The organism is Oceanospirillum maris DSM 6286 (assembly GCF_000422865.1).
In the GTDB taxonomy this organism is placed as follows: domain Bacteria; phylum Pseudomonadota; class Gammaproteobacteria; order Pseudomonadales; family Halomonadaceae; genus Oceanospirillum; species Oceanospirillum maris.
In genome coordinates this window covers 167628-190219 of sequence record NZ_AUGW01000007.1, presented here as the reverse complement: position 1 = coordinate 190219, position 22592 = coordinate 167628, and the positions used below count along the sequence as shown (strand labels likewise).

Below are 22592 nucleotides of genomic sequence, written 5' to 3'. Positions count from 1 at the left end.
CTCTTACGAACCGAAGTTCTGGAGGAAGCCGTTGTTACCTAAAGAATATCGATCAGGGTTAAGAATGTCAATTATGGCGGGCTTTATATCGCTTTGTGTTAGCCTTCAGTCTCAAGCAACCAGTCAATAAAGTCTGCCAGTTCATTAAACACTAACGCGTTTTCCAGACCTTCATTGGTTGCGAGTGTTTTCTTCCCTTTACCGGTTTTTACCAAGACAGCTTTGCATCCCCGAGCTTCACCCGCCTGCAGGTCTCGTAAGCTATCGCCCACCATATAACAGCCAGACAGATCACTCATCTGTAGTTCGCTTATGATTTGATCAATAAGGCCGGGTAATGGTTTACGGCATTCGCATCCTGCATCCGGTTTATGCGGGCAGTATTTAATGGTGGCAAAGTGGCCTCCTTCTGCCTCAACCAAATGTTCCATTTTAGCGTGCATCGCATCTAGGTCGTCTTGCGAGAAGTGACCCCGTCCGAGGCCGGATTGGTTGGTCGCTACGGCAATCTGATAGCCTGCTTGGTAAAGTCGGGCGATCGCTTTGATGCTATTTTCGATAGGAATCCACTCATCTGCATTTTTGACAAAAGCATCAGAGTCGAGGTTGATAACGCCGTCGCGGTCGAGGATAACCAGTTTAGTCATGGCTGTATTTGGATTTCTTTTATAGGAGTGGGTGGTGGTCTTTATAATATATAAAAAAAGAGCCGTAAAAATACGGCTCTTTTTCAGCTTTAACAACCACAATATGTAAAGGATTACAGGGATTGTGTTTTTATCAGCTGTTTTCGTCGTTTATTGCTGCAGCAAGGCAATATCGGCAACCTCTAAGAATAGGCTGCTTAGGGATGCTAGAAGCGCAAGGCGGTTATTCTTAACCTGCTCATCATCAGCCATCACCATGACATTGTCGAAAAAGCTATCAACAGCACTACGCAGACTGGCTAAGCTATTCAATGCGGCCTGATAATCTGCAGCAGCAAATAAAGGTGCCAGTTCAGCTTGCTTAGCGGCAACCTGTTCTGCCAACACTTTCTCGGCATCTTCAGACAAAAGCGCGCTATCGACTTGAGCATTACCTTGATAGTTTTGCTTCGCTAGAATGTTGTTTACACGCTTATTGGCTGCCGCTAGGGCTTCTGCTTCATCCAGCTTGCTGAATGCTGTAACGGCTTGTACACGACGGTCAAAGTCATAAGCGTTACTTACAGGGCGAGAACGTACTGCAAGGAAGGTTTCCACAGGGATGCCTTCTGCTTGATACCATGCACGGAAACGATCCAGCATATAGTTCAGCACATCATCCGCTAAGCCTTCTGCTTTTGGCAGATTGCCATGTTGAGCAATACTGAGTTCGATCAAGCCTTTCAGATCGATATCCAGCTTGTTGTGTACCAAGATGCTCAAAATACCGATGGTTGCACGGCGTAGGGCAAACGGATCTTTATCACCCGTTGGACGTTGGCCGATACCAAAAATACCCACTAACGTGTCGATACGATCGGCAATGGCTAGGGCCATACCTGTCTGAGTGGCAGGTAGCTCGTCACCGGCAAAGCGTGGCATATACTGTTCGTTTAAGGACTGAGCGACTTCAGTATCTTCGCCATCGTTCGCGGCGTAGTACGCACCCATAATGCCTTGCAAATCTGTAAATTCCAGCACCATCTCAGTGACTAGGTCACATTTGCTCAGATCGGCTGCACGCTGTGCTTTGGCTTTGTCACCACCAATTTGCTCGGCAATAAACTGAGCGATCTGGCTAACACGCTGAGATTTGTCATAGATACTGCCTAGCTGCTTCTGGAAGGTAACAGTTTTCAGAGCATCGATACGTTCCGCTAAAGGTTTCTTCTTATCGGTTTCAAAGAAGAAAGCGGCATCAGATAGACGAGGACGAATCACTTTCTCGTTACCGGCAATAACCTGAGCGGGATCTTTGCTTACGATATTGGAGACCGTGATAAAGTTTGGTTTTAACTGGCCATCTTTATCGACAACGTGGAAGTACTTCTGGTGCTCTTTCATGGATGAGATTAAGCACGCCGCAGGGACTTCTAGGAAACGGTTTTCAAAAGAACCAGTTAAGGCCACTGGCCATTCAACCAAACCGTTAACTTCATCTAATAGATCTTCATCTATTTCAGCAATAGCACCTATTTGGGCGGCTTCTGCATTAACCTGCTTGCGAATAGCGTCGCGACGCTCAGCCATATCTACCAGTACGAAAGCTTTACGTAGGGTTTCTACATAGCCATCGGTGGAAGCCAGCTCAATGGCTTCGTTATGATGGAAGCGATGCCCCATTGTGGTACGGCCTGCTTTTAATCCCAGTACGTCACAGTCGACAACATCTGAACCGAACAAGCTTACTAGCCAATGTACCGGGCGGGAAAATTCGATGCGGCTTGCACCCCAGCGCATACGCTTAGGCACAGGTAGTTGAGCAACGGATTTATTAATAAGCTCTGGCAGCAGATCGGCGGTTTGGGTGCCTTTCTGTACGGTATTAAATACCAGCCAAGTGCCTTTTTTGGTTTCTAGCTTTTCTAGCTGATCAAACTCAACACCACAGGAGCGGGCAAAACCAGAGGCTGCTTTAGTTGGATGTCCATCGGCATCCAAAGCTGCTTGTAGTGCCGGGCCGCGACGCTGTACTTCACGGTCAGGCTGAGCAACCGCCAAATCTTTTACTTGCACCGCTAAACGGCGAGGCGTCGCTAGGGCTTTAACTTCGGTAAATGGAATATCGGCTTTTTCAAGACCTGTTTTAATACCTTCCGCAAAGGCATCAGACAGGCGCTTTAATGCCATCGGTGGTAGTTCTTCAGTACCCAGTTCAACTAAAAAATCACGAACGTCAGCCATGTTATGCCTCTTCCTCTTTATACTGAGCGAGAACTTCGTCTCGTAGCGCGTCAGGTGCTAGTGGGAAGCCCAGATCTTTACGTACGTTGAAGTACGCATTGGCAACATCACGGGCCATGGTGCGCACACGCAGAATATAGCGTTGACGCTCGGTAACGGATATAGCGTGACGGGCATCCAGCAGGTTAAAGGTATGGGATGCTTTTAAAACCTGTTCGTAAGCGGGTAAAGGCAGTGGAGTTTCCTGCTCTAACAGCTTTTGGCATTCAGACTCGCAATGGTCGAAGTTTTTAAACAGCATTGGAACATCTGCATGTTCAAAGTTATAGGTCGATTGTTCCACTTCATTCTGATGGAACACGTCGCCGTAGGTTACTTTGTTGCCTGATGGGTCAATGGTCCAAACCAGATCGTAAACGCTATCCACGCCTTGAATATACATGGCGATGCGCTCAAGGCCGTAGGTGATCTCGCCGGTCACTGGGTAGCATTCAATACCACCAGCTTGCTGGAAGTAAGTGAACTGAGTCACTTCCATGCCGTTTAGCCAGACTTCCCAGCCTAGACCCCAAGCACCCAATGTAGGGGATTCCCAGTTGTCTTCTACAAAGCGAACATCGTGCACAAGGGTGTCGATACCCATCATGCGCAGAGAGCCTAAATACAGCTCTTGGATGTTACTTGGGGAAGGCTTCATTACTACCTGAAACTGATAGTAGTGTTGCAAGCGGTTTGGGTTTTCACCGTAGCGACCATCGGTCGGGCGGCGGGAAGGCTGAACATAGGCAGCGTTCCATGTTTCGGGGCCAATAGAGCGCAGGAAAGTAGCTGGGTGGAAAGTCCCCGCGCCTACTTCCATATCTAGCGGCTGTAGAATAACGCAGCCTTGATTGGCCCAGTATTGTTGCAGAGCCAGAATCAGGCCCTGAAAAGTTTGTACGTCTGGCGTATTTTGGTTCATCTCAGTTAGCCACCATCAATGAGCTAATGAATTTTTATAAGCGATCGAGTATACATTTTGACTGCTTATCTATGTAGTGGACATTGGCAACAAGCATGAAAAAAGCGGCTTAAATAGCCGCTTTTTTCAGTGATTCAGAGTTATTTACCGCCTGATTGGCTCAGAACGGCTTGATCACGCTTAACAGCACAGTATCTTCGTCGGCATAGGGTAGCACAAGGGCGTCTTCAGGCTGTAGATCACCATTCAGAACTTCAGCAACTTTCATGGCATATAGCCAGCCCATTAATGCTTGGGAGAAGTAGTGCTGCTGATCGTTAACCCGGGAGGCCGCCGTCAGCGGTGAAAGTGCATAGAAAGCGGCTTTGGCATAGGGGTTCTCGGTCATTTGAGCGGCGGTTAGAAAAGGTATCGCACCAACAAAGGCGTGACCGCTAACAGCATGTTCATATTTAAACTGTAAAACACTCCAGTCGGAACCTTCGCCGTGGCTGGGGCGCGCACCCCCAAGAATAGCTTGGGAAGCCCATACGCCAGGTAAGCCAATCAATAGAGCTTGAGCCGTTCGATCCCCCCACTCAGGAATGACACCGCAATCACGATCACAGGCTAAACGATTGACTGCCGCTAGGCCAAAGTAGAGTAGGGTTGTGCTTTTATCGCCGATTTTTTCCGTATGTAATGAAAAGCTATCAGAGGATTTGGAGAGAAAGCTATCGTTGTAATGTTTTTGAATCTTATGATCAAGGTCGGTATTAGCCAGAATCCCTCCCACTAACCAGGTTTTACCTAACCAAGGTAGATTGTGGCTGTTATAGACGTTGCCATAACCTGTTTTTAAGTCATCGATGAAACTGGGGGATGAGTTTAGGGATGGAGACTGATTTGAGCTTAAAGCGAGCGGTTGGTTTAAAACCAAAGATTGACCGGAAGCGTGCATTGAAAGCAGGAGCGCTCCCAAGGTGAGAGCAGTTGTAATTATTTTTTTAAACATATATCCATACTTTCTAATAATTAATCAATAATAAGCGGTTGATAAATATAACCGATAAAAGAGCCGCTTACGATTAATTAAGGGATAGAATTATGGATGGAATGATTACGTCTTATTGCGCGGTGTAACCATTTTGTAAGTGCTGCCAGTGTGGTGATGGCTGATCGTTGCCGGTTAGTTTGCAAATAGAACGCTGCAGTCGCTGGAGGTTGCTCTGCTGCCATGATGATGTGTTGGTTTTATTAGATGATGCGTTAGTTTTATTGATAGCGGAAGGCATTCTTTTGCAGCGATCAAAATCGATAAGCCAAGCTTCACCATCGGCACTAATCAGAATATTATTCGCGTTAAGATCCACATGATTTAATCCCCAGCGATGAAAGCGAGCGATCATCTTGCCAACGTTTTGCCAAATAGTGTTATGGCCGATTCTTGATAGGTTTTGGGCACCACACAGGTCGTGAGAAAGTAGGCAGCGGGCAAAGGGTTGTGCGTTAGGAATCCGCAGTGTCACTAGATCACCTTGGTAAGTTAAACCTGAACGTATTACCCGTGCAGCAATAGGTTGGGCTACTGGTAAACCTGCTTGAAACAGTTCATGGGTAAGCTTGAATTCCTGCCAAGGCCGACTGTGCTCTAAGCCGGAATACCAATATTTATCCTGACTGATTTTGGCGATAAGCCCTCCACGGCGATAATGTCGCATCAGGTATTCGTGACCATTAGGATGCTGAATAAAAAATGCCTGTCCGCGACCGCCACTTGGTTCGGAAAGTGCATGTTGTTGTCGCCAAATATCTAAGTCAAAGAATTGGCTGTCTATTTGTGACAGGTGATCAGCATCATATAGAATGTGCTGCTTCTTGGAGGAATAAATCTTAATGGTCATGACAAGTTTCCAGAAAACGCCCCCTCAAACAGTCTGTTTGCTTCGGCTATCTGCACTGGGCGATGTATCTAATGTGGTGCCAGTGGTTAAAAGTTTACAGCAGGCATGGCCAGAGGCTCGAATTGTCTGGGTTACCGGCAAGACGGAGCACAGTCTACTGAAGGGGCTAGCAGGGGTCGAGTTTATTGTTTATGACAAATCGACCGGCCTAAAGGGAATGCGTGCGATCTGGAAACAGCTAGAAGGCACACGGTTTGATCTGTTGTTACATATGCAAGCAGCCCTAAGAGCATCAGTATTGTCCGTAGGTATTAAAGCCAAGGTGCGCTTAGGGTTTGATAAAGCTCGGGCGAAGGACTGGCAATGGCTGTTTACCAATCAAAGAATTAAGCCCCGTAAGAAGGGTCATGTTGTGGAAGGCTTTTACGATTTTCTGGATACCTTAGGTATCGCCCCAGAGCAGCCTTCTGATATGCAGTGGGCGCTACCGGTTTCTGATGAAGCTATAGCAGAAGCCCTAAAAAAATGCCCCTGTGATCGTTATGTGGTGATCTCTCCTTGTTCCAGTCAGCGAGCGCGTAACTTTCGAAACTGGACTATTGAAGGCTATATTGCGGTTGTTGAGCACCTTTATCGTCACTATCAACTGAAAGCGGTAATCACCGGCGGTGATCGTGCAATAGAACAGCAGTACGGCCAAGAGATTATGGAGCGATCTTCAACACCTGTACTTAATTTGGTGGCCCAAACTTCTCTTCAGGGGGTGGTGGCCTTGATTCAGCGGTCATCACTGGTGATTGCTCCAGACTCTGGCCCTGTGCATTTTGCTAATGCGGTTAATACACCGGTTATTGGTTTATTTGCCACATCCAATGTGCAGCGTACTGGCCCTTATAAATGGCAGGATTGGGTGGTGAATAAATACCCAGAGGCCGCTAGAACTTATATGAATAAGAGTGTTGATCAATTGAGTTGGGGGCAGCGAGTGCGACACCCTGATGCGATGGAACTCATACAAACACAGGATGTGATTTATCAGATTGATCGTTTGATGGCTCAGCAGCCAGTATAAATTTTTAAATTTATCAATGTGTTACAGTTATTTATATGGCCTATACAGTCGATATGGCTTATGGGTACTCCAGTGATGATGACACCGTAATTGATGATAAATGTTGATGATGAAGATAAGTAACCTATGAAGATTAACCGAGGCTTGTACAGCACTATTCTAACGCTGCTATCCCCTGTGCTGTTATGGAAAGCTCAAAAAGAAACTACCGAGCAAAATCATTTTTCTGAACGATTAGGCTCTGTCCCAAGTTTGCCGATTAAACCTGTGATTTGGCTTCATGCGGCCTCTGTTGGCGAGGTTGTTGCGGCGGCCCCTCTTATTGATCGTTTGGTACTGCATTACAGCCAGCACCAACTTGTAGTGACAACCATGACCGCAACGGGAGCACGGCAGGCAAGAAAAATCCTAAAAGGCAAAGGGGTGCAATTGATGGTCCCCGTTGACTTGCCTTGGGTGGCAAATCGTTTCCTTGACAGCCTAAAACCCGATATTGCGATTTTTATGGAAACTGAAATTTGGCCTAACTTGATTCATGGTTGCTATGAAAGAGAGATTCCTTTTGTGATTGCCAATGGACGGTTATCGGAGAAATCACACCGAAGTTATCAGAAGTTTAGAAAAGTGGTTCAAGAAGCACTAGCCGGTGTTTATGCTGTCGCGGCAAAATCAAAGCAAGATGCCCAGCGCTTTATTGAACTAGGAGCCCCATCTGACAAAGTTAGTATTACAGGTAGCATCAAGTTTGATATTAATCCTTCGCCAGAGCTACTAGAAGAAGGCATGGCGCTAAAAAGTGAGTGGTTTGGCGATCGTCCGGTTTGGGTGGCGGGTAGTACCCATGCCGGTGAAGATGAGCGCCTGCTAGAAGCCCACAGGCTATTATTGGAAGAGCATTCGGATGCGGTATTAATTTTGGTGCCGCGCCACCCTCAACGCTTTGATGCGGTGGCCCTGCTGATTGAGGATCAAGGTTTTAACTTTAAGCGGCGCTCCCGTTCAGAAAACTTCGAATTGTCAGATAGTGTCTTTTTGGCGGATACGATGGGCGAGTTGATGCTGATGTATGCCGCAAGTGATATCGCATTTGTTGGTGGTAGCTTAATGCCTATCGGCGGCCACAATTTACTGGAGCCTGCCTCCTTGGGTAAGCCGGTGTTGTCGGGGGATCACCTGTTTAACTTTGCGGATGTGGCAGAAATGTTTGATCAACATAAAGCTTTGATTCGCTGCGCTGATCCTGCGGATATCTTTAGTCAGTTGCGGCCCTTAGTTGAGCTGCCCGATCTAAGGCGAGATCTGGGAGAAAAGGCTTTAGCTGTAGTGGAAAGTAATCGAGGGGCGCTGGATAAACAGTTCGCAATGATTGAGCGTGCCTTGAGCAGCCAGGAGGCCCGTTAGTATTATGGTAAAAGGTAATATGAAACGGTTAAAGCGCCGGTTAAAGCGTTTTTTGGAGCACAGACTCACAGAGCCTCTACTACGGTTTCTTAGTCGACGATCGCTGCCACAGTTGCAACGCTGGGGTATGTCCTTGGGGGCTTTAATTTACCGGCTTAATACAAAGTCGGCACAGGTGACCCGACGGAATATCTCTTTGGTTTATCCTGAGTTAGACCATGAGGCGCAGGAGAAGCGAATACAGTCGAGCTTACAAGAAACCCTAAAAACAGGGCTTGAATTGGGGTGGTGCTGGATGGCTCCAATGGATCAGGTTTTGGGTCATGTACGCCAAATACATGGCTTAGATATGGTTAAATCTATTCATGAATCTGACAACGGTATTATTGTTTTAGGGCCTCATTTGGGCAATTGGGAAATTTTTGGCCTGTTACTTAATGAGATTCTGCCGCCTTTTTCCGCCATGTATGCGGTACCTAAAAACCTAGTGCTGGAGCCTATTATTTTTGAGGGTCGGTGCCGATCCGGTATGACGATGGTACCCGCCAATATGAAAGGTGTTGCCCACCTGTTGAAAAAACTAAAAGCAGGTGAAGCGGTGGGTAATTTGCCGGATCAAGAACCTGATGATCGCAGCAGTGGTATCTTCGCGCCTTTTATGGGAGTCGAGGCATTATCACCTAAACTCGTTTCGCGTTTGATCAGCAAAACGGGGGCTAAAGTCGTAGCGGGTTTTGCCGAACGACTGCCCGATGGCCAGGGTTTTGATATCTATTTTATTGCGGCTGATGATGGTATTTATAGTACCGATGAACGGGAAGCGATAACCGCAATGAACCGAACGGTAGAGCAACTGGTTGCTATCGCTCCTGAGCAGTATCAATGGGAATATAAACGCTTTAAAGCCCGCCCAGAAGGCGAGGGTAAGATTTACTGATTTATCTATTCAAAATATCCGCGAGGCTAAAGCAATCAAATACTTTAACGTCGCGGATAGCTGAACCTATCGACGCCAGAACATCGGCGTAAAGAGTACCAATAGGGTGAAAATCTCTAAGCGCCCCAGCAGCATTGCTACAATTAAAATCCACTTTGCGGTATCTGGAATATCACCATAGTGGGCCGATACATCACCTAAACCAGGCCCAAGGTTATTTAGCGCAGAACCCACCGCTGACCAAGCCGTGACCTGGTCTAATCCGGTGGCTAGAAGCCCGATCAGCATGGCGACAAACAGCATCATGTAAACAGAGAAGAAGCCCCAAACAGCTTCGATCACCCGATCTGGTACACTGCGGCCTCCTAGCTTTACCGGAATGATAGCGCTTGGATGCACCAGACGTTTAATTTCACGAATCCCCTGTTTTAAGATCAACAGAACTCGGATGACCTTCATACCCCCGCCCGTTGACCCCGCACAGCCCCCGACAAAAGCTGCTAAGAAAAGCGTAAATGGTAGCACACTGGGCCATTGGGAAAAGTCTGCAACCCCAAAGCCTGTGGTGGTCGCAACGGAAACCACTTCGAATAGACCGTGACGAAAGGCATCGGATATATCATAGGTTTCTGTTAACCAAAGCACACCAATTGTGCTAACAGAGGTTAGCGTCATTAAAAAGAGAAAGAATTTAAACTCTGGATCATAGAAGTAATGACGTACCGAGCGTTCTCGCCAAGCCAGAAAATGAAGGGAAAAGTTGACGGTGGAGATCAGCATAAAAATGATACCGATCAGCTCAATAGCAGCACTGTCAAAATAACCGATACTGGCATCATGGGTAGAAAATCCTCCAATCGCAACGGTAGAAAAGCTATGGCAGATAGCATCAAAAAAGCTCATACCAGCAATCCAGTAAGCGCCAGCACATAAGACGGTTAGCGCTAAATAGATATACCAAAGTGCCTTTGCGGTTTCGGTGATTCTTGGGGTGAGCTTATTGTCTTTTACCGGCCCAGGGATTTCAGCACGATAGAGCTGCATCCCCCCGACGCCCAGCATGGGTAAGATCGCAATGGCTAATACAATAATCCCCATACCGCCAAGCCACTGAATCAGTTGCCGGTAGAAAAGAATTGACTCCGGCAGACCGTCTAGCCCTGTAATGACCGTTGCGCCGGTTGTACTTAAACCTGATACCGACTCAAAGACAGAATCGGTAAAGCTTAAATTGGGGGTTTCCGTTAAGAATAATGGAATAGCCCCGAACAAACTCAGTACTGTCCAGAATAAAACCACGACCAGAAAGCCATCTCGGGTGCGCAACTCCTTACGCTCTCGACGTACAGGGAGCCAGGTGATAAAGCCCGTAATGAAGGTAATTGACATACCGGCAATAAAAGCCAGATGAGCACCGTCTTTGTAATAGGCTGAGATCAGAATTGAAGGCATCATGGTGGTGCTAAACAGCATCAGCAACAGACCCAAAATCCGCATTGTGATAACAATATTCATAACAGTCGCTACTTATCCATTAGCAGATGTGGGTATTTAGAAGAACGTTAAGCCGACTTGGAACAGGCGTTCTACTTCGCGAATTTTGCGTTTATCCACTAAGAACATAATGACGTGATCATCTTGCTGCACAATGACATCATCGTGAGCAATAATAACCTCGCCGTTACGTACGATAGCTCCAATTGTGGTGCCATCCGGTAGGTCAATTTCTTCAATTGTTTTGCCGACTACTTTGGAGCTGTGTTTATCACCGTGGGCAATGGCTTCAATGGCTTCTGCTGCGCCTCGACGTAGTGAGTGGACGTTAACAATATCGCCCCGGCGAACATGAGTCAGCAAGCTACCGATAGTGGCCATTTGGGGAGAGATCGCGATATCAATCTCGCCACCTTGCACCAAGTCTACATAAGCGGCGTTGTTGATTAGCGTGAGGACTTTGGTTGCGCCCAGTCGCTTAGCAAGCATGGACGACATGATATTGACTTCATCATCGTTAGTTAGGGCGCAGAAAATATCAACTTCATCAATATTCTCTTCGACCAGCAGATCTTTACTCGTTGCGCTGCCGTGCAGAACAATGGTGCGGTCGAGCTTTTCAGATAACTCCTGACAGCGGGGTAGGCCGTACTCGATAATTTTAACCTGATATTCGTGTTCCAGTGCCTCCGCCAGACGTTCGCCGATATTACCGCCACCGGCGATCATAATGCGTTTGTACTGATGATCCACTTTACGCAGTTCGCTCATTACAGCGTTAATATTGTGTCGAGCGGCAATAAAGAAAACTTCATCGTCCGCCTCAATCACCGTATTTCCTTGGGGAATAATTGGGCGATTACGGCGATAAATGGCAGCAACACGGGTATCTACATTTGGCATATGCTGACGCAAATATCCCAGCTCCTGGCCGACTAGAGGCCCGCCATAATAGGCTCGTACTGCTACGAGCTGAGCTACACCACCGGCAAAATCCAGTACTTGCAGTGCCCCTGGATATTGAATCAGGCGTTTAACATGGTTGGTAACAACCTGCTCAGGGCTGATCAGAACATCAATCGGGATGGCTTCGGTGCCAAATAGGCCTTTACGGCCAGAGTAAGCATTGGAGCGGACTCGGGCGATCTTAGTCGGGGTGCGAAACAGCGTAAAGGCGATCTGACAGGCGATCATATTAACTTCATCGCTGTTGGTTACTGCAATCAACATATCGCAATCTTCGCCACCGGCCTGTCTCAGGACATTCGGGTAGGAACCCTTGCCTTGAATGGTGCGAATATCAAAACGGTTTTGCAGATCCCTCAGTCGGGCACCGTCGGTATCAACGACTGTAATATCGTTTTCTTCAATGGCTAGGTTTTCAGCCAAAGTACCGCCTACTTGACCGGCACCCAGAATAATAATCTTCATTATTAACTCTCAGTTAAATCCGCTTTTGGTTTCTGTTGCCCATCAGCACTAGAGGCTGGTTTTTGAAGAACAGCGTAAAAGAAACCATCGTGTCCCTGGGGCTGAGGCAACAGTTGTTGACCAAAGCCGGTGTTCATACCAAAAGAAGCGTCTTTTGGCCCAATTAATTGAGCGTCAGATGCTGATAAGAACTGCTTAATATTCCCTGTATTTTCCATGGATAAAACAGAACAGGTAGCATAAACCATGATCCCCCCCGGTTTAAGTGTTTTCCAGAGCAGGTGCAGCATAGAGTGCTGTAGCTCAGCTAATGCTGGAATATCCGCTTTACGGCGTAGCCATTTAATGTCGGGGTGGCGACGAATCACGCCCGTGGCTGAGCAGGGGGCATCTAACAAAATACGATCAAATAACTGCCCATCCCACCAATTATCCAGATGAGTAATATCGGAGCAGTGTAGTTCAGCACTTAAGCCTAGGCGTTCAAAGTTCTCCTCAACTCGTTGTAAACGACGGGCTTCACTGTCTACGGCGACAACCGATAAACTTGGTTCTCGCTCTAGCATATGAGCTGTTTTACCGCCGGGGGCGCAACAGGCATCCAATACTCTTTGGTTGGGTTCTAGCTGCAGCAGTTGAGCAGATAGTTGAGCGGCCTCATCCTGAACGCTCACTGCGCCATCGGCAAAGTTTGGTAGGGCTGTAACATCGAGTGCTTTTTCCAGCTGAATACCATCCGGCGAGTAGGCGCAGGCTTGGGCGTTAATCTCTGACGCTGTTAGCAGGGCAAGGTACTCATCGCGATTCGCTTTGCTATGGTTGACTCGCAGGGTCATCGGTGGATGTAGGTTGTTGGCTTCTGCGATACTTTGCCACTGCTCCGGCCAGTCTTCTTTCAGATGCTTTAATAGCCAATTAGGATGAGCAAGGCGGGCTGCATCCGACCGATTTAACTGTTCCAGTAAGGTGTCGCTTTCCCGCTGAAAGCGGCGAAGGCAGCCGTTTAGCACACCTTTTGCCCACTCTTTTTTCAGATCAACGGCACCTTGTACGGTTTCGTTAATCGCGGCATGGGCCGGAATTCGCATATAGTGCAGTTGATATAAACCGACCAGTAATAGCAGATCAAGATCTTGATCTTTGGTCTTAAAGGGTTTGCTAAGCAGTTGTTGGCGTACGCCTTCCAGCTGAGTGAGCCAGCGTAAGGTACCAAAGCAGAGTTCTTGCAGCAGGCCACGATCTTGGTCGGGAACCTTCTCTAGCTGTTTTGGCAAGCTGGTTGATAGAGAATCCTGTTGAGAAACTACCGGCATAAGTGCCTGCACCGCTGCTACACGAACATTCGGACGTGCCATAAAAAGATACCGCCATTATCTGAAAATCATGTTTGAGCTTTTATAACGCTTCAAACGTCTTGTTGTTGCTTGTCGTTATCACGGCTTGTTACTTGCCGTTATTACTGACCGCCTAAGCGAGTCTCTCCGGCAGTAAAATGACTTTTGCCTGAATTTAAGATATCCACAACCGAAAGGGCTTTCTTGCCTGGCAGTTGTAGGTTCTTGATACAGAGCACACCTTCGCCACAGGCGATACGCAACCCTGTTTTATCCGCGCTGATAACGGTGCCCGGCGCTAGCTCGCTATGGGTTGTTTCCGGTATGGCTTGCCAAATACGCACGGTTTCACCGTTTAGCGTGGTCCAAGAAACGGGCCAAGGGTTAAAGGCTCGAATACAACGATCAATAAAGATCGCTTCTTTTGACCAGTCGATTTCGGCTTCTGCTTTACTCAGCTTCTCTGCATAGTTCGCCAGCTTATCATCCTGTACTTCCGGTGTAAGAGTGCCTTCAGCTAGTGCATCAACGGCTTGTTTCAGTGCTTCACCACCTTGAGCTGCCAGCTTGTCGTGCAGGCTATGTGCGGTGTCGTCAAGGGCAATATCCAGCTGAGTTTTTAGCAGCATCGGGCCCGTATCTAAGCCTGCTTCCATCTGCATAATGGTCACGCCGGTTTCTTTGTCGCCTTGCCAGATTGCCCGTTGAATCGGTGCTGCACCGCGCCAGCGTGGCAATAACGAACCGTGTACATTAATGCAGCCCAAGCGAGGGGTATCTAATACCACTTGGGGCAGAATTAATCCGTAAGCGACCACCACCATCAGGTCTGCTTGATGAGAGGCCAAAATCTGCTGCGCTTCTTCATCTTTTAAAGATACAGGCTGGAACACGGGAATACTGTGTTCCAGTGCCAGTGCTTTAACCGGCGTTGGGGCTAGCTTACGGCCACGGCCTGCAGGGCGATCCGGTTGGCTGTATACGGCCACAACTTCATGTCGGGTTTCTAGTAGTGCGGTTAAAGAACGCACTGCAAACTCAGGAGTACCGGCAAAGATAATACGTAAGGAATCAGATGACATTGAACGATCTCCACAATCACCAAAAACAGAACAGGCCAGCATTAGGCTGGCCTGATGATAACGAATAGCGTAAACCTAGCGGTTTAACTCTTTATGACGTTTTTCCATCAACTTACGCACGCGATTGCGTTTCATGGCGGAGAGGTAATCAACAAAAACCTTACCTTGTAGGTGATCGCATTCGTGTTGAATACAGTGAGCCAATAAGCCGTCAGCTTCTAACTCATAAGGTTCGCCGTTTTTATCTAGAGCTTTTAGGTGTACACGTAGAGCGCGTTCCACATCGGCATAATACTCTGGTACAGAAAGACAGCCTTCCTGCATCATCTCACGCTCATCACCTAGCAGTGTGTATTCTGGGTTAATCAGCACATAGGATTCATCGCGGTTTTCTGACACGTCGATAACAATAATTTGCTGATGCACATTAATCTGAGTGGCTGCCAGACCAATACCGTTGGCATCTAGCATAGTTTCAAACATATCGTCGACGATCTTACGGATAGAGTCGTCTACTTCTGCGACGGGCTTAGCCACCGTGCGCAGGCGGGTGTCAGGGTATTCAAGAATTTCACGGATTGCCATGGAGAGGGCCTTTTTTATGGTCTATCTAGATTGTGACGCGCTAGCTCGCTACAGTCTAAAGCTAAACTGTCTTAGTTGAATCTAAGGACAGTATAACGGAATCATTTTGGTGTCAGACGTCTGCTAAAAGCTGGTTCTGCGCTATTTGACTGGTATTGTAGGGGGGTGGTTCTCTAGGGGCAATCTCTAGAGCGTAATAAGACGGCTTTGAAAGGTCGCTTTCACTGTTGGATGAAGGAAATGACAGGATGTCACAACTCAAGCTTGAGCAAAACTTACGTTTTCTAGCCTTATCAACCGTTAAGGGTTTAGGGCCTGTCCGTTTGCAGCAGTTATTAGCCTACTGTGAACAGCACCGCTGTATGCCGGATCAAGACGCATTTTGGCAGCATATACTGCAAGCGCTTTCTGGCCAATCATGGCTTTCTGCGCAGGGTTTGATGGTGTTAGAGCAGCGTATTGTTGATCCAGCTGACTCCTCTTTGTCTTGGCCTGAACGTGATAACGTGATGCAGTGGCTACAGCAATCTGATCAACGACAGCTTTTGGCTTTGGGGCAAGCAGATTACCCTTACTTGCTCCGCCAGATTAGCGACCCTCCGCTGCTACTTTATCTACAGGGTGATTCGCAGCTGCTGCACAAACCTCAATTAGCGATTGTGGGCGCAAGGCGGCCTACTGCCATGGGGGCTTCTGATGCTCGGGCTTTTGCCAGCGCCTTAACCGAATTAGGCTGGGTTGTAACCAGTGGCTTGGCTGAAGGTGTTGATGCCTCAGCTCATCAAGGGGCTTTACAGGCTAATGGCTCCACCATTGCGGTACTTGGAACGGGCATTGATTGCTGCTACCCCGCTCAGCATAGAGGCCTACAACAACAGGTGGCAGAACGAGGCTTACTGGTCAGTGAGTATTCCTTGGGTACACCACCAAGGGGCGTTAATTTTCCGAGGCGGAATCGGATTGTCAGTGGGTTAAGTGTGGGGGTTTTGGTTGTAGAAGCGGCGCTCAAAAGTGGTTCTCTAATCAGTGCTCGATTGGCTAGTGAACAAGGCCGAGAGGTTTTTGCGATCCCCGGATCGATTCATCAAGCCCAAAGCAAAGGCTGTCATCAATTAATTAAACAGGGGGCTAAATTGACGGAAACAGTGATGGATATTCATGAAGAGCTATCACATTGGTTAGAGCCTGTTAATCGAGAGCTTGAGACCGAATCGTTTGTTACTGAATCTCCAGAGATGTCTCTCTACTCCCATCACCTCGCCCATCAACCGATAAAGGCGCAGCCGGTGCAGCGTTCTTGTTCTGACTTCCCTACGCCAGAGGCTTATCAGGTTTGGCAGGCAATTGCGGGAGGTGCTGGTACGGTGGATGAATTGGTCGTGGCTTGTCATTTTGATGCGGTACAGATCAGTCAGCACTGTTTATTGTTAGAGATGCAAGGTTACTTACAGCAGCAATCGGGGCGTTGGTTGGTGATTTAGTTTTTTGTGAGATATGTCATCGTCGTTTTATATCTTGCATCTGATTTCAGCCTTGGTTATTTTGCCGCCTGCTATAAACAGAAACCCAGCAGGTTCACCGTGGATAAATATTGTGGATAAGCAACAGATTCAACTGGCAGCCGAATGTCTTAAGCAGGGTGGTGTTATTGCCTATCCGACCGAAGCGGTTTGGGGTTTAGGTTGTGACCCGCATAACCGTCAGGCTTTGGAACGTCTGCTGGCGCTAAAATCCCGCGACTCTGCTAAAGGCGTTATTTTAATTGCGGCTAGTTATGAACAACTGCTGCCTTATATGGCTGAATTGCAGTTGGATGCTCTTCCCTATGAGAAAATGCAGCAATTGACCCGCAGCTGGCCTGGCCCTAATACATGGCTGGTGCCAACATCAGATAACGTGCCCGAGTTAGTCAAAGGGCAACACCCTTTGGTTGCTGTTCGTGTGACCGCTCATCCCTTGGTTCAGGCACTATGCCATGCTTTTGGCGGCCCTATTGTATCGACATCGGCAAATCCCGCCGGTGAAGCCCCCGCCCTAAACAAAGAAACTATCCACAGCTACTTTGCCGACCAGCTTGATTTTATTCTAGAGGGTGAGTTAGGGGGATTGGGTCAGCCAAGTACTATTCGTCATTTACTAACCGGTGAAACGGTTCGTCCATAACGTTGAATTAAATCGCGTTCAATTTATCCACAGGCTTGTTTTCTGAAGCCATCTGTTTAGTTTGCATCCGCTTAGTTTGCACCTGTTAACTGATATACCAACCGGAGAAATACCATGAGTGCTGTCGATTTTGAAGCCGTAAAAAACTATCTGCTTGAACTGCAGGATCGCATCTGTGACGGTCTTGCTGAAGAAGATGGCAAGATCGGCTTTCAGGAGGATAACTGGCAGCGTGAACTGGGTGGCGGTGGTCGTACTCGCCTGATGACTAATGGTGCTGTTTTTGAAAAAGGTGGTGTTAATTTCTCCCATGTTTATGGCGGCAAATTACCACCTAGCGCCTCTGCGGTACGCCCCGAATTAGCCGGACGTAGCTTCCAAGCTGCGGGTGTTTCGTTGGTGATGCATCCTGAAAACCCTTACGTGCCGACTTCCCATATGAATGTGCGTCTCTTTGTGGCTGAAAAAGAGGGCGAAGAGCCGGTTTGGTGGTTTGGCGGTGGTTATGACCTTACACCGTATTACGGCTTTGAAGATGATTGTGTTGCCTGGCATCAGGTCGCGAAGAAAGCCTGTGAGCCATTCGGGGAAGAGGTTTATCCTAAGTATAAAAAGTGGTGTGACGAGTACTTCTACCTGAAGCACCGTGATGAAGCCCGTGGTGTTGGCGGTCTTTTCTTTGATGATCTAAACGAAGCGACTTTTGGTAGCTTTGAAGCGTGTTTCTCGTTTATTCAAGCTATTGGTGATAGTTATCTGGAGGCTTACCGCCCGATTGTTGCCCAGCGTAAGAATATTGCCTTTGGTGAGCAAGAGCGCAAGTTCCAGTGTTACCGCCGTGGTCGTTATGTCGAATTTAATCTGGTGTTTGATCGTGGCACACTATTTGGGCTGCAATCCGGTGGTCGCACAGAGTCTATTTTGATGTCTCTGCCGCCTATTGTACATTGGGATTATGGCTACGAGCCTGAAACTGACAGTGCCGAAGCTGAGCTGACGGAGCGCTTTTTACCCCGTCGTGATTGGGTGTAAGACCATGAATAAACAAAACGTGGATCATCAGAGCATGGAAAACCAAAAATTACAGATCGCCTATATTATGGACCCGCTGTGCGGTTGGTGTTACGCCGCATCGCCTATTGTGGAACAACTGCGGGCAGAGTACGGCGATAAATTGCAATGGCAAATTTATCTTGGTGGCCTTATTCGAGATTCCCGTGTTTTAGGGCCACGTTTTCGTGAGCATATTTTAACCGCCAGTCAACATATCGAGCAGATTACAGGTCAGGTTATTGGTGCTGGTTTTAAGGCGCTGATTGAGCAACCAGATAGTGCATTAGATTCCCGTCCTGCCAGTATCGCCATTTATGAATTGATCTTACAGGGTGACGCCAATAAAACGCTGGATTATATCCACCGCCTGCAGAATCATCATTTCCGTGAAGGTTTCTCCCTAAATGAAACGGACTTACTGATTAGCGCGACAGATGGCTTACTGGATGATCAAAGTGGGTTGAAAAAGAAACTCAGTGAGCCAAAAACGTGGTCGGATTTGATGGACCCTCTGTTTACTCAGGGGCATAACATGATGACGTCATCGGAAGGCCAAGGTTATCCCACCTTTGCCATTAAATATCGTGGTCGTTACCAGAAGGTTCAGCATGAAGATTTTTACGGTAATCCAGAAGGCCTTGTAACGGCCTTGGCGAGTGTCATTAGTGAAGTGGTTGAAGGCCGAAGCCCAGCCCTTAAAGCTATCGTGACGGAAAGACTATCGTGATGGAAAGACTATCGTGACCGAGGATGTTTAATATGACTGATCGTTATGCTGTGTTTGGTAACCCTATTGCACACAGTAAATCACCGCAAATCCATCAAGCCTTTGCTGAACAAACGGCTCAAGACTTAATCTACGAAGTCCTATTAGCGCCGGTAGATGCTTTTATTCCGTCATTGACCGCTTTTCTAGCGGATCAGGGACGGGGTTGTAATATCACCGTACCTTTTAAGCAGGATGCTTTTGAGGCTGCTGAAAAACTAACCTCCCGTGCGCAACGGGCGGGGGCTGTGAATACTCTTTGGCAGGCAGAAGATGGCACTCTTTGGGGTGATACTACTGATGGCGTGGGTTTAGTGCGTGATTTAACCGATAACCAGCAGGTTAATATTACAGGTAAGCGGGTGTTGATTTTGGGTGCGGGTGGCGCGGTGCGTGGTGTTATTGAGCCTATTCTGGAGCAGCAGCCAGCCGCCGTTATTATCGCTAATCGTACCATCTCGAAAGCGGAAACCTTGGTGGGCATTTTCCAAGATTTATCCACAGAGGATGGTTGCCTCACCGCTTGTGGCTTTAGTGATTTGGACGGCCAGCAGTTTGATCTGGTTATTAATGGCACCGCCGCTAGCTTAGCGGGAGATTTACCGCCGCTACCTGATGGGTTATTAGCGGATCAGGCCGTTTGCTATGACATGATGTACAGTCAAGACATCACTATTTTTAATCGCTGGGCCTTAGAGCATGGCGCTGAAAAAGCGGTTGATGGTTTAGGAATGCTGGTTGAGCAAGCCGCAGAATCCTTCCGTATCTGGCGTGGAATTAAACCGGATACCACGTCTGTTCTGGCTGATTTAAGAGCACAATTGAAGGCCTAGGTTTGTCTGTAAGATCTAGGCTTATTTGAAAGGACAGGCTTAAGTTGATCGGGTGGCAAAGCCACCCGAGGCCTGTTATTGCTAGCCATAAGCTATTGATGATTCGTACTTACGCTTCTATAAAGCCCTATCAAGCAGAAAATCAATCCTAGCGTAGACAACAACATACCGCTGTTCACCAATAAAGGCTGGCGCTCGGAGAAAGGCACAAAAATAGTGCTGCCTTCTATACATTCACCAGTGCGGTAGTCAAAGCCCATGCCTTCAGCCGTGCACTTTTGCACCTCTGTGAGTTCCGACCAAAAGCCGGACATCATCGCAACGGAGGGGATAATCATTAGCGCTAATCCCAAGAGTACCCAGCGGTTTTTAATTGAATAATTCATTCATTTATCTTTTATCAGATAGTGACAATTAAATCTTACAGTTAGGTATACGGCCTTCAGCCTGAGCTTGCTGATAAAGGGTGTTGGCCTTTGCCATCTGGCTTTGCAGATCTTTAATCCGGTTTTCGTGGGACGGGTGAGTTGATAATAGTTCCGGCTGGCTTTCACCGCTTGCTTGGGCCATATTCTGCCAGAGATTCACCGCCTGCTGCGGTTGGAAACCCGCTTTAGCCATAAGCTCCAGCCCCATCTCATCGGCTTCGCTTTCCTGAATGCGACCAAAGGGCAGCACAATACCCACTTGAGAGCCAATGCCTAGCAGGGCAAAAAGCTGATCTTTTTCTGTGCTTTGCTCGCCGCTCACCTTATACGCTAAAGCTAAACCTGTTTCGGTGGCAAAAGAGGTGGAAACCCGCTCATTACCGTGCTCCGCTAAAACATGAGACAGTTCATGGCCGATAACCGCTGCAAGCTGGTCTTGATTATTAGCGACTTTTAGCAGGCCGGTATAAACGCCTACTTTGCCACCGGGTAAGGCAAAAGCGTTAACCTGATCCGATTCAAAAACCACGACTTCCCAGTTATCAATACCGTATTTAGCCGGCACTTGAGCGATAACCTGATTCGCCACACAGTTGACGTAGGCACTGGTCGTTGTATTGGTGGTTGAAGGAGTTTCTTCTTTCATTTGCACAAAAGATTGCACGCCCATCTGGTCAATCTCAGAGCTAGGAAAAAGCTTAAGCTGATGGCGACCCGTAGGAGAGCTTGCGCAGGCGGTTAACAGCGCAGCACCAATACTGGTGATAAGTGTATTTCTAATCCAGCGGTTAGCTCGGTATTTTTTGGGTGATACTTTTTGCGTTGCTGACTGTTTTGTCGACGCTCGCTTTGACGATAATGCTGATGACATAGCTGAAAACCTATCGTTAGAGTTCTGTTGATGTTTTGAAATCAGACATAATCGTAGCTAACTTCAGGGAAAATAATCAAATGAGGTTTGTTATTTGATTATCCCTGATTCATTTTCAGTGTACAGCTTCTATTTTTTGTAAGGTGGGTTTGTATCGCAGAACAATATCTTATTTGATGCATCAAAATAGAAAGATAAAGCCCTGCGAGGCAGGGCTTTATAGTGGATATCAAGGGCAAAAGAACGTTATTGCAGGCGTTCTTTTAATTTTGCTTTTTGCTCATCGGTTAAAACTGCGACTTGTTTCTGCATCATGGCAACATAAGCCGTCTGTCTTTGAGTCATCAGGTCTCTTTTCTCATTAAGAATCATATTGAGGTTTGCATCATCAGTGCCATCAACCAGTGCTTCCATAAAGCGGTAGCGAACATCTCTTAGAGCCTTACGGTCACCTTTCTGACTATCGCGATGCTCTTCTTTAATGTCGTGCATCTGTTCACGCTGGGTTTTTGTCAGCTCTAGGCCTCGAAAGTTGATGCTCATCATGCCATGATCCATGCGAGAGCCTTTTTTATTCTTTTGATGATCACAGTGTTCTGCTTTATCTCGGCGATCACCGTGGTCATCTGCTTGCGCGGTACTTACTAATGTTGCGCTGCTTAGTGCCAGTGCCAACATAAATGCCATAGGTTTTGCTTGTTTAAAAAGTTTCATAATGTCTACCCTTAAAGTTCACCAAATGTTTAGTGTCAGGGGTAGTCTACAAATGAAACCTTAATGGAACATGAAAGTACTAGTGGCCGTAATTCTCTGCGATATGCTCATCTTTTAGTTTGACGTAGTTACCCGCGGTATAGGTAAAGAACTTAAGCTCTTTCTCCGTCAGAGGGCGTTTTTTCTCTACTGGACGACCCACATAAAGATGGCCAGATTCTAGCTTTTTACCTGGGGGAACTAGGCTGCCCGCGCCGACAATGACCTCATCTTCCACCACGGCACCGTCCATCACCATAGCCCCCATGCCGATTAATACCCGACTACCGATGGTACAACCATGCAGCATCGCCTGATGGCCAATGGTGACATCATCACCAATAATCAACGGGAAACCGTCTGGGTTAAAAGGCCCTGCATGGGTAATATGTAGTACTGAGCCATCTTGCACGCTGGTGCGGTTGCCGATACGAATGCGGTGCATATCGCCACGAATGACGGTTAACGGCCATACCGAGCAATCATCACCGATTTCCACATCTCCCAGTACGACAGCGGATGGATCAACAAAAACCCGCCCTCCCAGTTTTGGTGTCCACTCTTTAAAAGGGCGGATGTTGGCTGCAGTTGGGGTGTTTTCCGGCTTGGGTGTGGACATGGCAGAAGCTCCGTTTTAGTTGTCATTATCGTAAGATTAAAAGAAAGCGTGATGCG

Annotated in this window: 22 protein-coding genes; 8 read left to right on the top strand and 14 right to left on the bottom strand. The window is 47.5% G+C overall.

Translation table 11 applies throughout. From position 1 onward, the window contains the following. Positions 1-98 precede the first annotated feature (98 nt). From gmhB to G517_RS17455, 5 genes are all read right to left on the bottom strand, one after another. Positions 99-647: a D-glycero-beta-D-manno-heptose 1,7-bisphosphate 7-phosphatase gene (gene gmhB / locus G517_RS0102455; protein ID WP_028303080.1), complete on the bottom strand. Its 549-nt coding sequence runs from the start codon at positions 645-647 to the stop codon at positions 99-101. A 150-nt stretch (positions 648-797) separates the two neighbouring features. Continuing rightward, the gene (gene glyS, locus G517_RS0102450) at positions 798-2870 is read right to left on the bottom strand and encodes a glycine--tRNA ligase subunit beta (protein ID WP_028303079.1); all 2073 of its coding nucleotides are present in this window, start codon (positions 2868-2870) and stop codon (positions 798-800) included. A 1-nt stretch (position 2871) separates the two neighbouring features. Next, on the bottom strand, positions 2872-3831 hold the full coding sequence (gene glyQ / locus G517_RS0102445; protein WP_028303078.1) for a glycine--tRNA ligase subunit alpha: 960 nt from the start codon (positions 3829-3831) through the stop codon (positions 2872-2874). A gap of 160 nt (positions 3832-3991) precedes the next feature. Continuing rightward, on the bottom strand, positions 3992-4771 hold the full coding sequence (locus G517_RS0102440) for a phosphatase PAP2 family protein (RefSeq protein ID WP_157833135.1): 780 nt from the start codon (positions 4769-4771) through the stop codon (positions 3992-3994). Between the two features lie 166 nt (positions 4772-4937). Continuing rightward, positions 4938-5714, bottom strand: coding sequence for a 3-deoxy-D-manno-octulosonic acid kinase (locus G517_RS17455; RefSeq protein ID WP_051205898.1), 777 nt, complete (start codon positions 5712-5714; stop codon positions 4938-4940). On the opposite strand from G517_RS17455, the gene G517_RS0102430 reads away from it, so the two are divergent. The 3 genes from G517_RS0102430 to G517_RS17450 all read left to right on the top strand — a co-directional run bounded on the left by G517_RS0102430 (position 5713) and on the right by G517_RS17450 (position 9124). Then, entirely contained in the window at positions 5713-6786 is a 1074-nt protein-coding gene (locus G517_RS0102430) for a glycosyltransferase family 9 protein (RefSeq protein WP_028303076.1), read from the top strand. The genes G517_RS17455 and G517_RS0102430 overlap by 2 nt on opposite strands. A 126-nt stretch (positions 6787-6912) precedes the next feature. Beyond that, a complete protein-coding gene (gene waaA / locus G517_RS0102425; protein ID WP_051205896.1) occupies positions 6913-8187 on the top strand; it encodes a lipid IV(A) 3-deoxy-D-manno-octulosonic acid transferase in 1275 nt (424 codons plus the stop codon). Between the two features lie 4 nt (positions 8188-8191). After that, positions 8192-9124, top strand: a complete 933-nt coding sequence (locus tag G517_RS17450) for a lysophospholipid acyltransferase family protein (protein WP_051205894.1) — start codon at positions 8192-8194, stop codon at positions 9122-9124. 66 nt (positions 9125-9190) lie between these two features. On the opposite strand, the gene G517_RS0102415 is transcribed toward G517_RS17450, so the two are convergent. The 5 genes from G517_RS0102415 to def form a co-directional block, all read right to left on the bottom strand. Further along, the gene (locus tag G517_RS0102415; RefSeq protein WP_028303074.1) at positions 9191-10639 is read right to left on the bottom strand and encodes a TrkH family potassium uptake protein; all 1449 of its coding nucleotides are present in this window, start codon (positions 10637-10639) and stop codon (positions 9191-9193) included. A 36-nt stretch (positions 10640-10675) separates the two neighbouring features. Next, positions 10676-12049 carry a Trk system potassium transporter TrkA gene (gene trkA / locus G517_RS0102410; RefSeq protein ID WP_028303073.1) on the bottom strand — a complete coding sequence of 458 codons (1374 nt, stop codon included), beginning with the start codon at positions 12047-12049 and terminating at the stop codon, positions 10676-10678. 2 nt (positions 12050-12051) lie between these two features. Continuing rightward, positions 12052-13404, bottom strand: a complete 1353-nt coding sequence (rsmB, locus tag G517_RS0102405) for a 16S rRNA (cytosine(967)-C(5))-methyltransferase RsmB (RefSeq protein WP_028303072.1) — start codon at positions 13402-13404, stop codon at positions 12052-12054. Between the two features lie 101 nt (positions 13405-13505). Continuing rightward, positions 13506-14465 (bottom strand): methionyl-tRNA formyltransferase, encoded by a 960-nt coding sequence (gene fmt, locus G517_RS0102400; RefSeq protein ID WP_028303071.1) that lies wholly within the window; start codon positions 14463-14465, stop codon positions 13506-13508. Positions 14466-14540: 75 nt separating this feature from the next. Beyond that, complete coding sequence (gene def, locus G517_RS0102395) at positions 14541-15050, bottom strand: peptide deformylase (protein WP_028303070.1); 510 nt, start codon at positions 15048-15050, stop codon at positions 14541-14543. A gap of 248 nt (positions 15051-15298) precedes the next feature. Here def and dprA point away from each other — a divergent pair, with 248 nt between their 5' ends. The 5 genes from dprA (at position 15299) to aroE (ending at position 19865) form a co-directional block, all read left to right on the top strand. Beyond that, the gene (gene dprA / locus G517_RS0102390) at positions 15299-16531 is read left to right on the top strand and encodes a DNA-processing protein DprA (protein ID WP_028303069.1); all 1233 of its coding nucleotides are present in this window, start codon (positions 15299-15301) and stop codon (positions 16529-16531) included. Between the two features lie 112 nt (positions 16532-16643). Next, positions 16644-17213, top strand: coding sequence for an L-threonylcarbamoyladenylate synthase type 1 TsaC (gene tsaC / locus G517_RS0102385; protein ID WP_245543174.1), 570 nt, complete (start codon positions 16644-16646; stop codon positions 17211-17213). Positions 17214-17327: 114 nt separating this feature from the next. Then, on the top strand, positions 17328-18245 hold the full coding sequence (hemF, locus tag G517_RS0102380; RefSeq protein WP_028303067.1) for an oxygen-dependent coproporphyrinogen oxidase: 918 nt from the start codon (positions 17328-17330) through the stop codon (positions 18243-18245). Between the two features lie 4 nt (positions 18246-18249). After that, positions 18250-18993, top strand: a complete 744-nt coding sequence (locus G517_RS0102375; RefSeq protein WP_028303066.1) for a hypothetical protein — start codon at positions 18250-18252, stop codon at positions 18991-18993. Positions 18994-19025: 32 nt separating this feature from the next. Then, a complete protein-coding gene (aroE, locus tag G517_RS0102370) occupies positions 19026-19865 on the top strand; it encodes a shikimate dehydrogenase (RefSeq protein WP_028303065.1) in 840 nt (279 codons plus the stop codon). A 92-nt stretch (positions 19866-19957) separates the two neighbouring features. Here the strand turns inward: aroE and G517_RS0102365 are convergent, their stop codons facing one another. The 4 genes from G517_RS0102365 to G517_RS0102350 form a co-directional block, all read right to left on the bottom strand. Continuing rightward, positions 19958-20251 (bottom strand): hypothetical protein, encoded by a 294-nt coding sequence (locus tag G517_RS0102365; protein ID WP_036590106.1) that lies wholly within the window; start codon positions 20249-20251, stop codon positions 19958-19960. 28 nt (positions 20252-20279) lie between these two features. Next, positions 20280-21164 (bottom strand): M48 family metallopeptidase, encoded by an 885-nt coding sequence (locus G517_RS0102360; protein WP_084632022.1) that lies wholly within the window; start codon positions 21162-21164, stop codon positions 20280-20282. 246 nt (positions 21165-21410) lie between these two features. Next, positions 21411-21878: a Spy/CpxP family protein refolding chaperone gene (locus G517_RS0102355; protein ID WP_028303062.1), complete on the bottom strand. Its 468-nt coding sequence runs from the start codon at positions 21876-21878 to the stop codon at positions 21411-21413. Between the two features lie 79 nt (positions 21879-21957). Continuing rightward, positions 21958-22536: a gamma carbonic anhydrase family protein gene (locus G517_RS0102350; RefSeq protein WP_051205892.1), complete on the bottom strand. Its 579-nt coding sequence runs from the start codon at positions 22534-22536 to the stop codon at positions 21958-21960. Between the last annotated feature and the right edge of the window lie 56 nt (positions 22537-22592).

Coding starts and splice junctions, on each gene's coding strand:
- gmhB (WP_028303080.1), bottom strand. CDS start 647: ATGACTAAACTGGTTATCCTCGACCGCGACGGCGTTATCAACCTCGAC.
- glyS (WP_028303079.1), bottom strand. CDS start 2,870: ATGGCTGACGTTCGTGATTTTTTAGTTGAACTGGGTACTGAAGAACTA.
- glyQ (WP_028303078.1), bottom strand. CDS start 3,831: ATGAACCAAAATACGCCAGACGTACAAACTTTTCAGGGCCTGATTCTG.
- G517_RS0102440 (WP_157833135.1), bottom strand. CDS start 4,771: ATGCACGCTTCCGGTCAATCTTTGGTTTTAAACCAACCGCTCGCTTTA.
- G517_RS0102430 (WP_028303076.1), top strand. CDS start 5,713: ATGACAAGTTTCCAGAAAACGCCCCCTCAAACAGTCTGTTTGCTTCGG.
- G517_RS17455 (WP_051205898.1), bottom strand. CDS start 5,714: ATGACCATTAAGATTTATTCCTCCAAGAAGCAGCACATTCTATATGAT.
- waaA (WP_051205896.1), top strand. CDS start 6,913: ATGAAGATTAACCGAGGCTTGTACAGCACTATTCTAACGCTGCTATCC.
- G517_RS17450 (WP_051205894.1), top strand. CDS start 8,192: ATGGTAAAAGGTAATATGAAACGGTTAAAGCGCCGGTTAAAGCGTTTT.
- G517_RS0102415 (WP_028303074.1), bottom strand. CDS start 10,639: ATGAATATTGTTATCACAATGCGGATTTTGGGTCTGTTGCTGATGCTG.
- trkA (WP_028303073.1), bottom strand. CDS start 12,049: ATGAAGATTATTATTCTGGGTGCCGGTCAAGTAGGCGGTACTTTGGCT.
- rsmB (WP_028303072.1), bottom strand. CDS start 13,404: ATGGCACGTCCGAATGTTCGTGTAGCAGCGGTGCAGGCACTTATGCCG.
- fmt (WP_028303071.1), bottom strand. CDS start 14,465: ATGTCATCTGATTCCTTACGTATTATCTTTGCCGGTACTCCTGAGTTT.
- def (WP_028303070.1), bottom strand. CDS start 15,050: ATGGCAATCCGTGAAATTCTTGAATACCCTGACACCCGCCTGCGCACG.
- dprA (WP_028303069.1), top strand. CDS start 15,299: ATGTCACAACTCAAGCTTGAGCAAAACTTACGTTTTCTAGCCTTATCA.
- hemF (WP_028303067.1), top strand. CDS start 17,328: ATGAGTGCTGTCGATTTTGAAGCCGTAAAAAACTATCTGCTTGAACTG.
- G517_RS0102375 (WP_028303066.1), top strand. CDS start 18,250: ATGAATAAACAAAACGTGGATCATCAGAGCATGGAAAACCAAAAATTA.
- aroE (WP_028303065.1), top strand. CDS start 19,026: ATGACTGATCGTTATGCTGTGTTTGGTAACCCTATTGCACACAGTAAA.
- G517_RS0102365 (WP_036590106.1), bottom strand. CDS start 20,251: ATGAATTATTCAATTAAAAACCGCTGGGTACTCTTGGGATTAGCGCTA.
- G517_RS0102360 (WP_084632022.1), bottom strand. CDS start 21,164: ATGTCATCAGCATTATCGTCAAAGCGAGCGTCGACAAAACAGTCAGCA.
- G517_RS0102355 (WP_028303062.1), bottom strand. CDS start 21,878: ATGAAACTTTTTAAACAAGCAAAACCTATGGCATTTATGTTGGCACTG.
- G517_RS0102350 (WP_051205892.1), bottom strand. CDS start 22,536: ATGTCCACACCCAAGCCGGAAAACACCCCAACTGCAGCCAACATCCGC.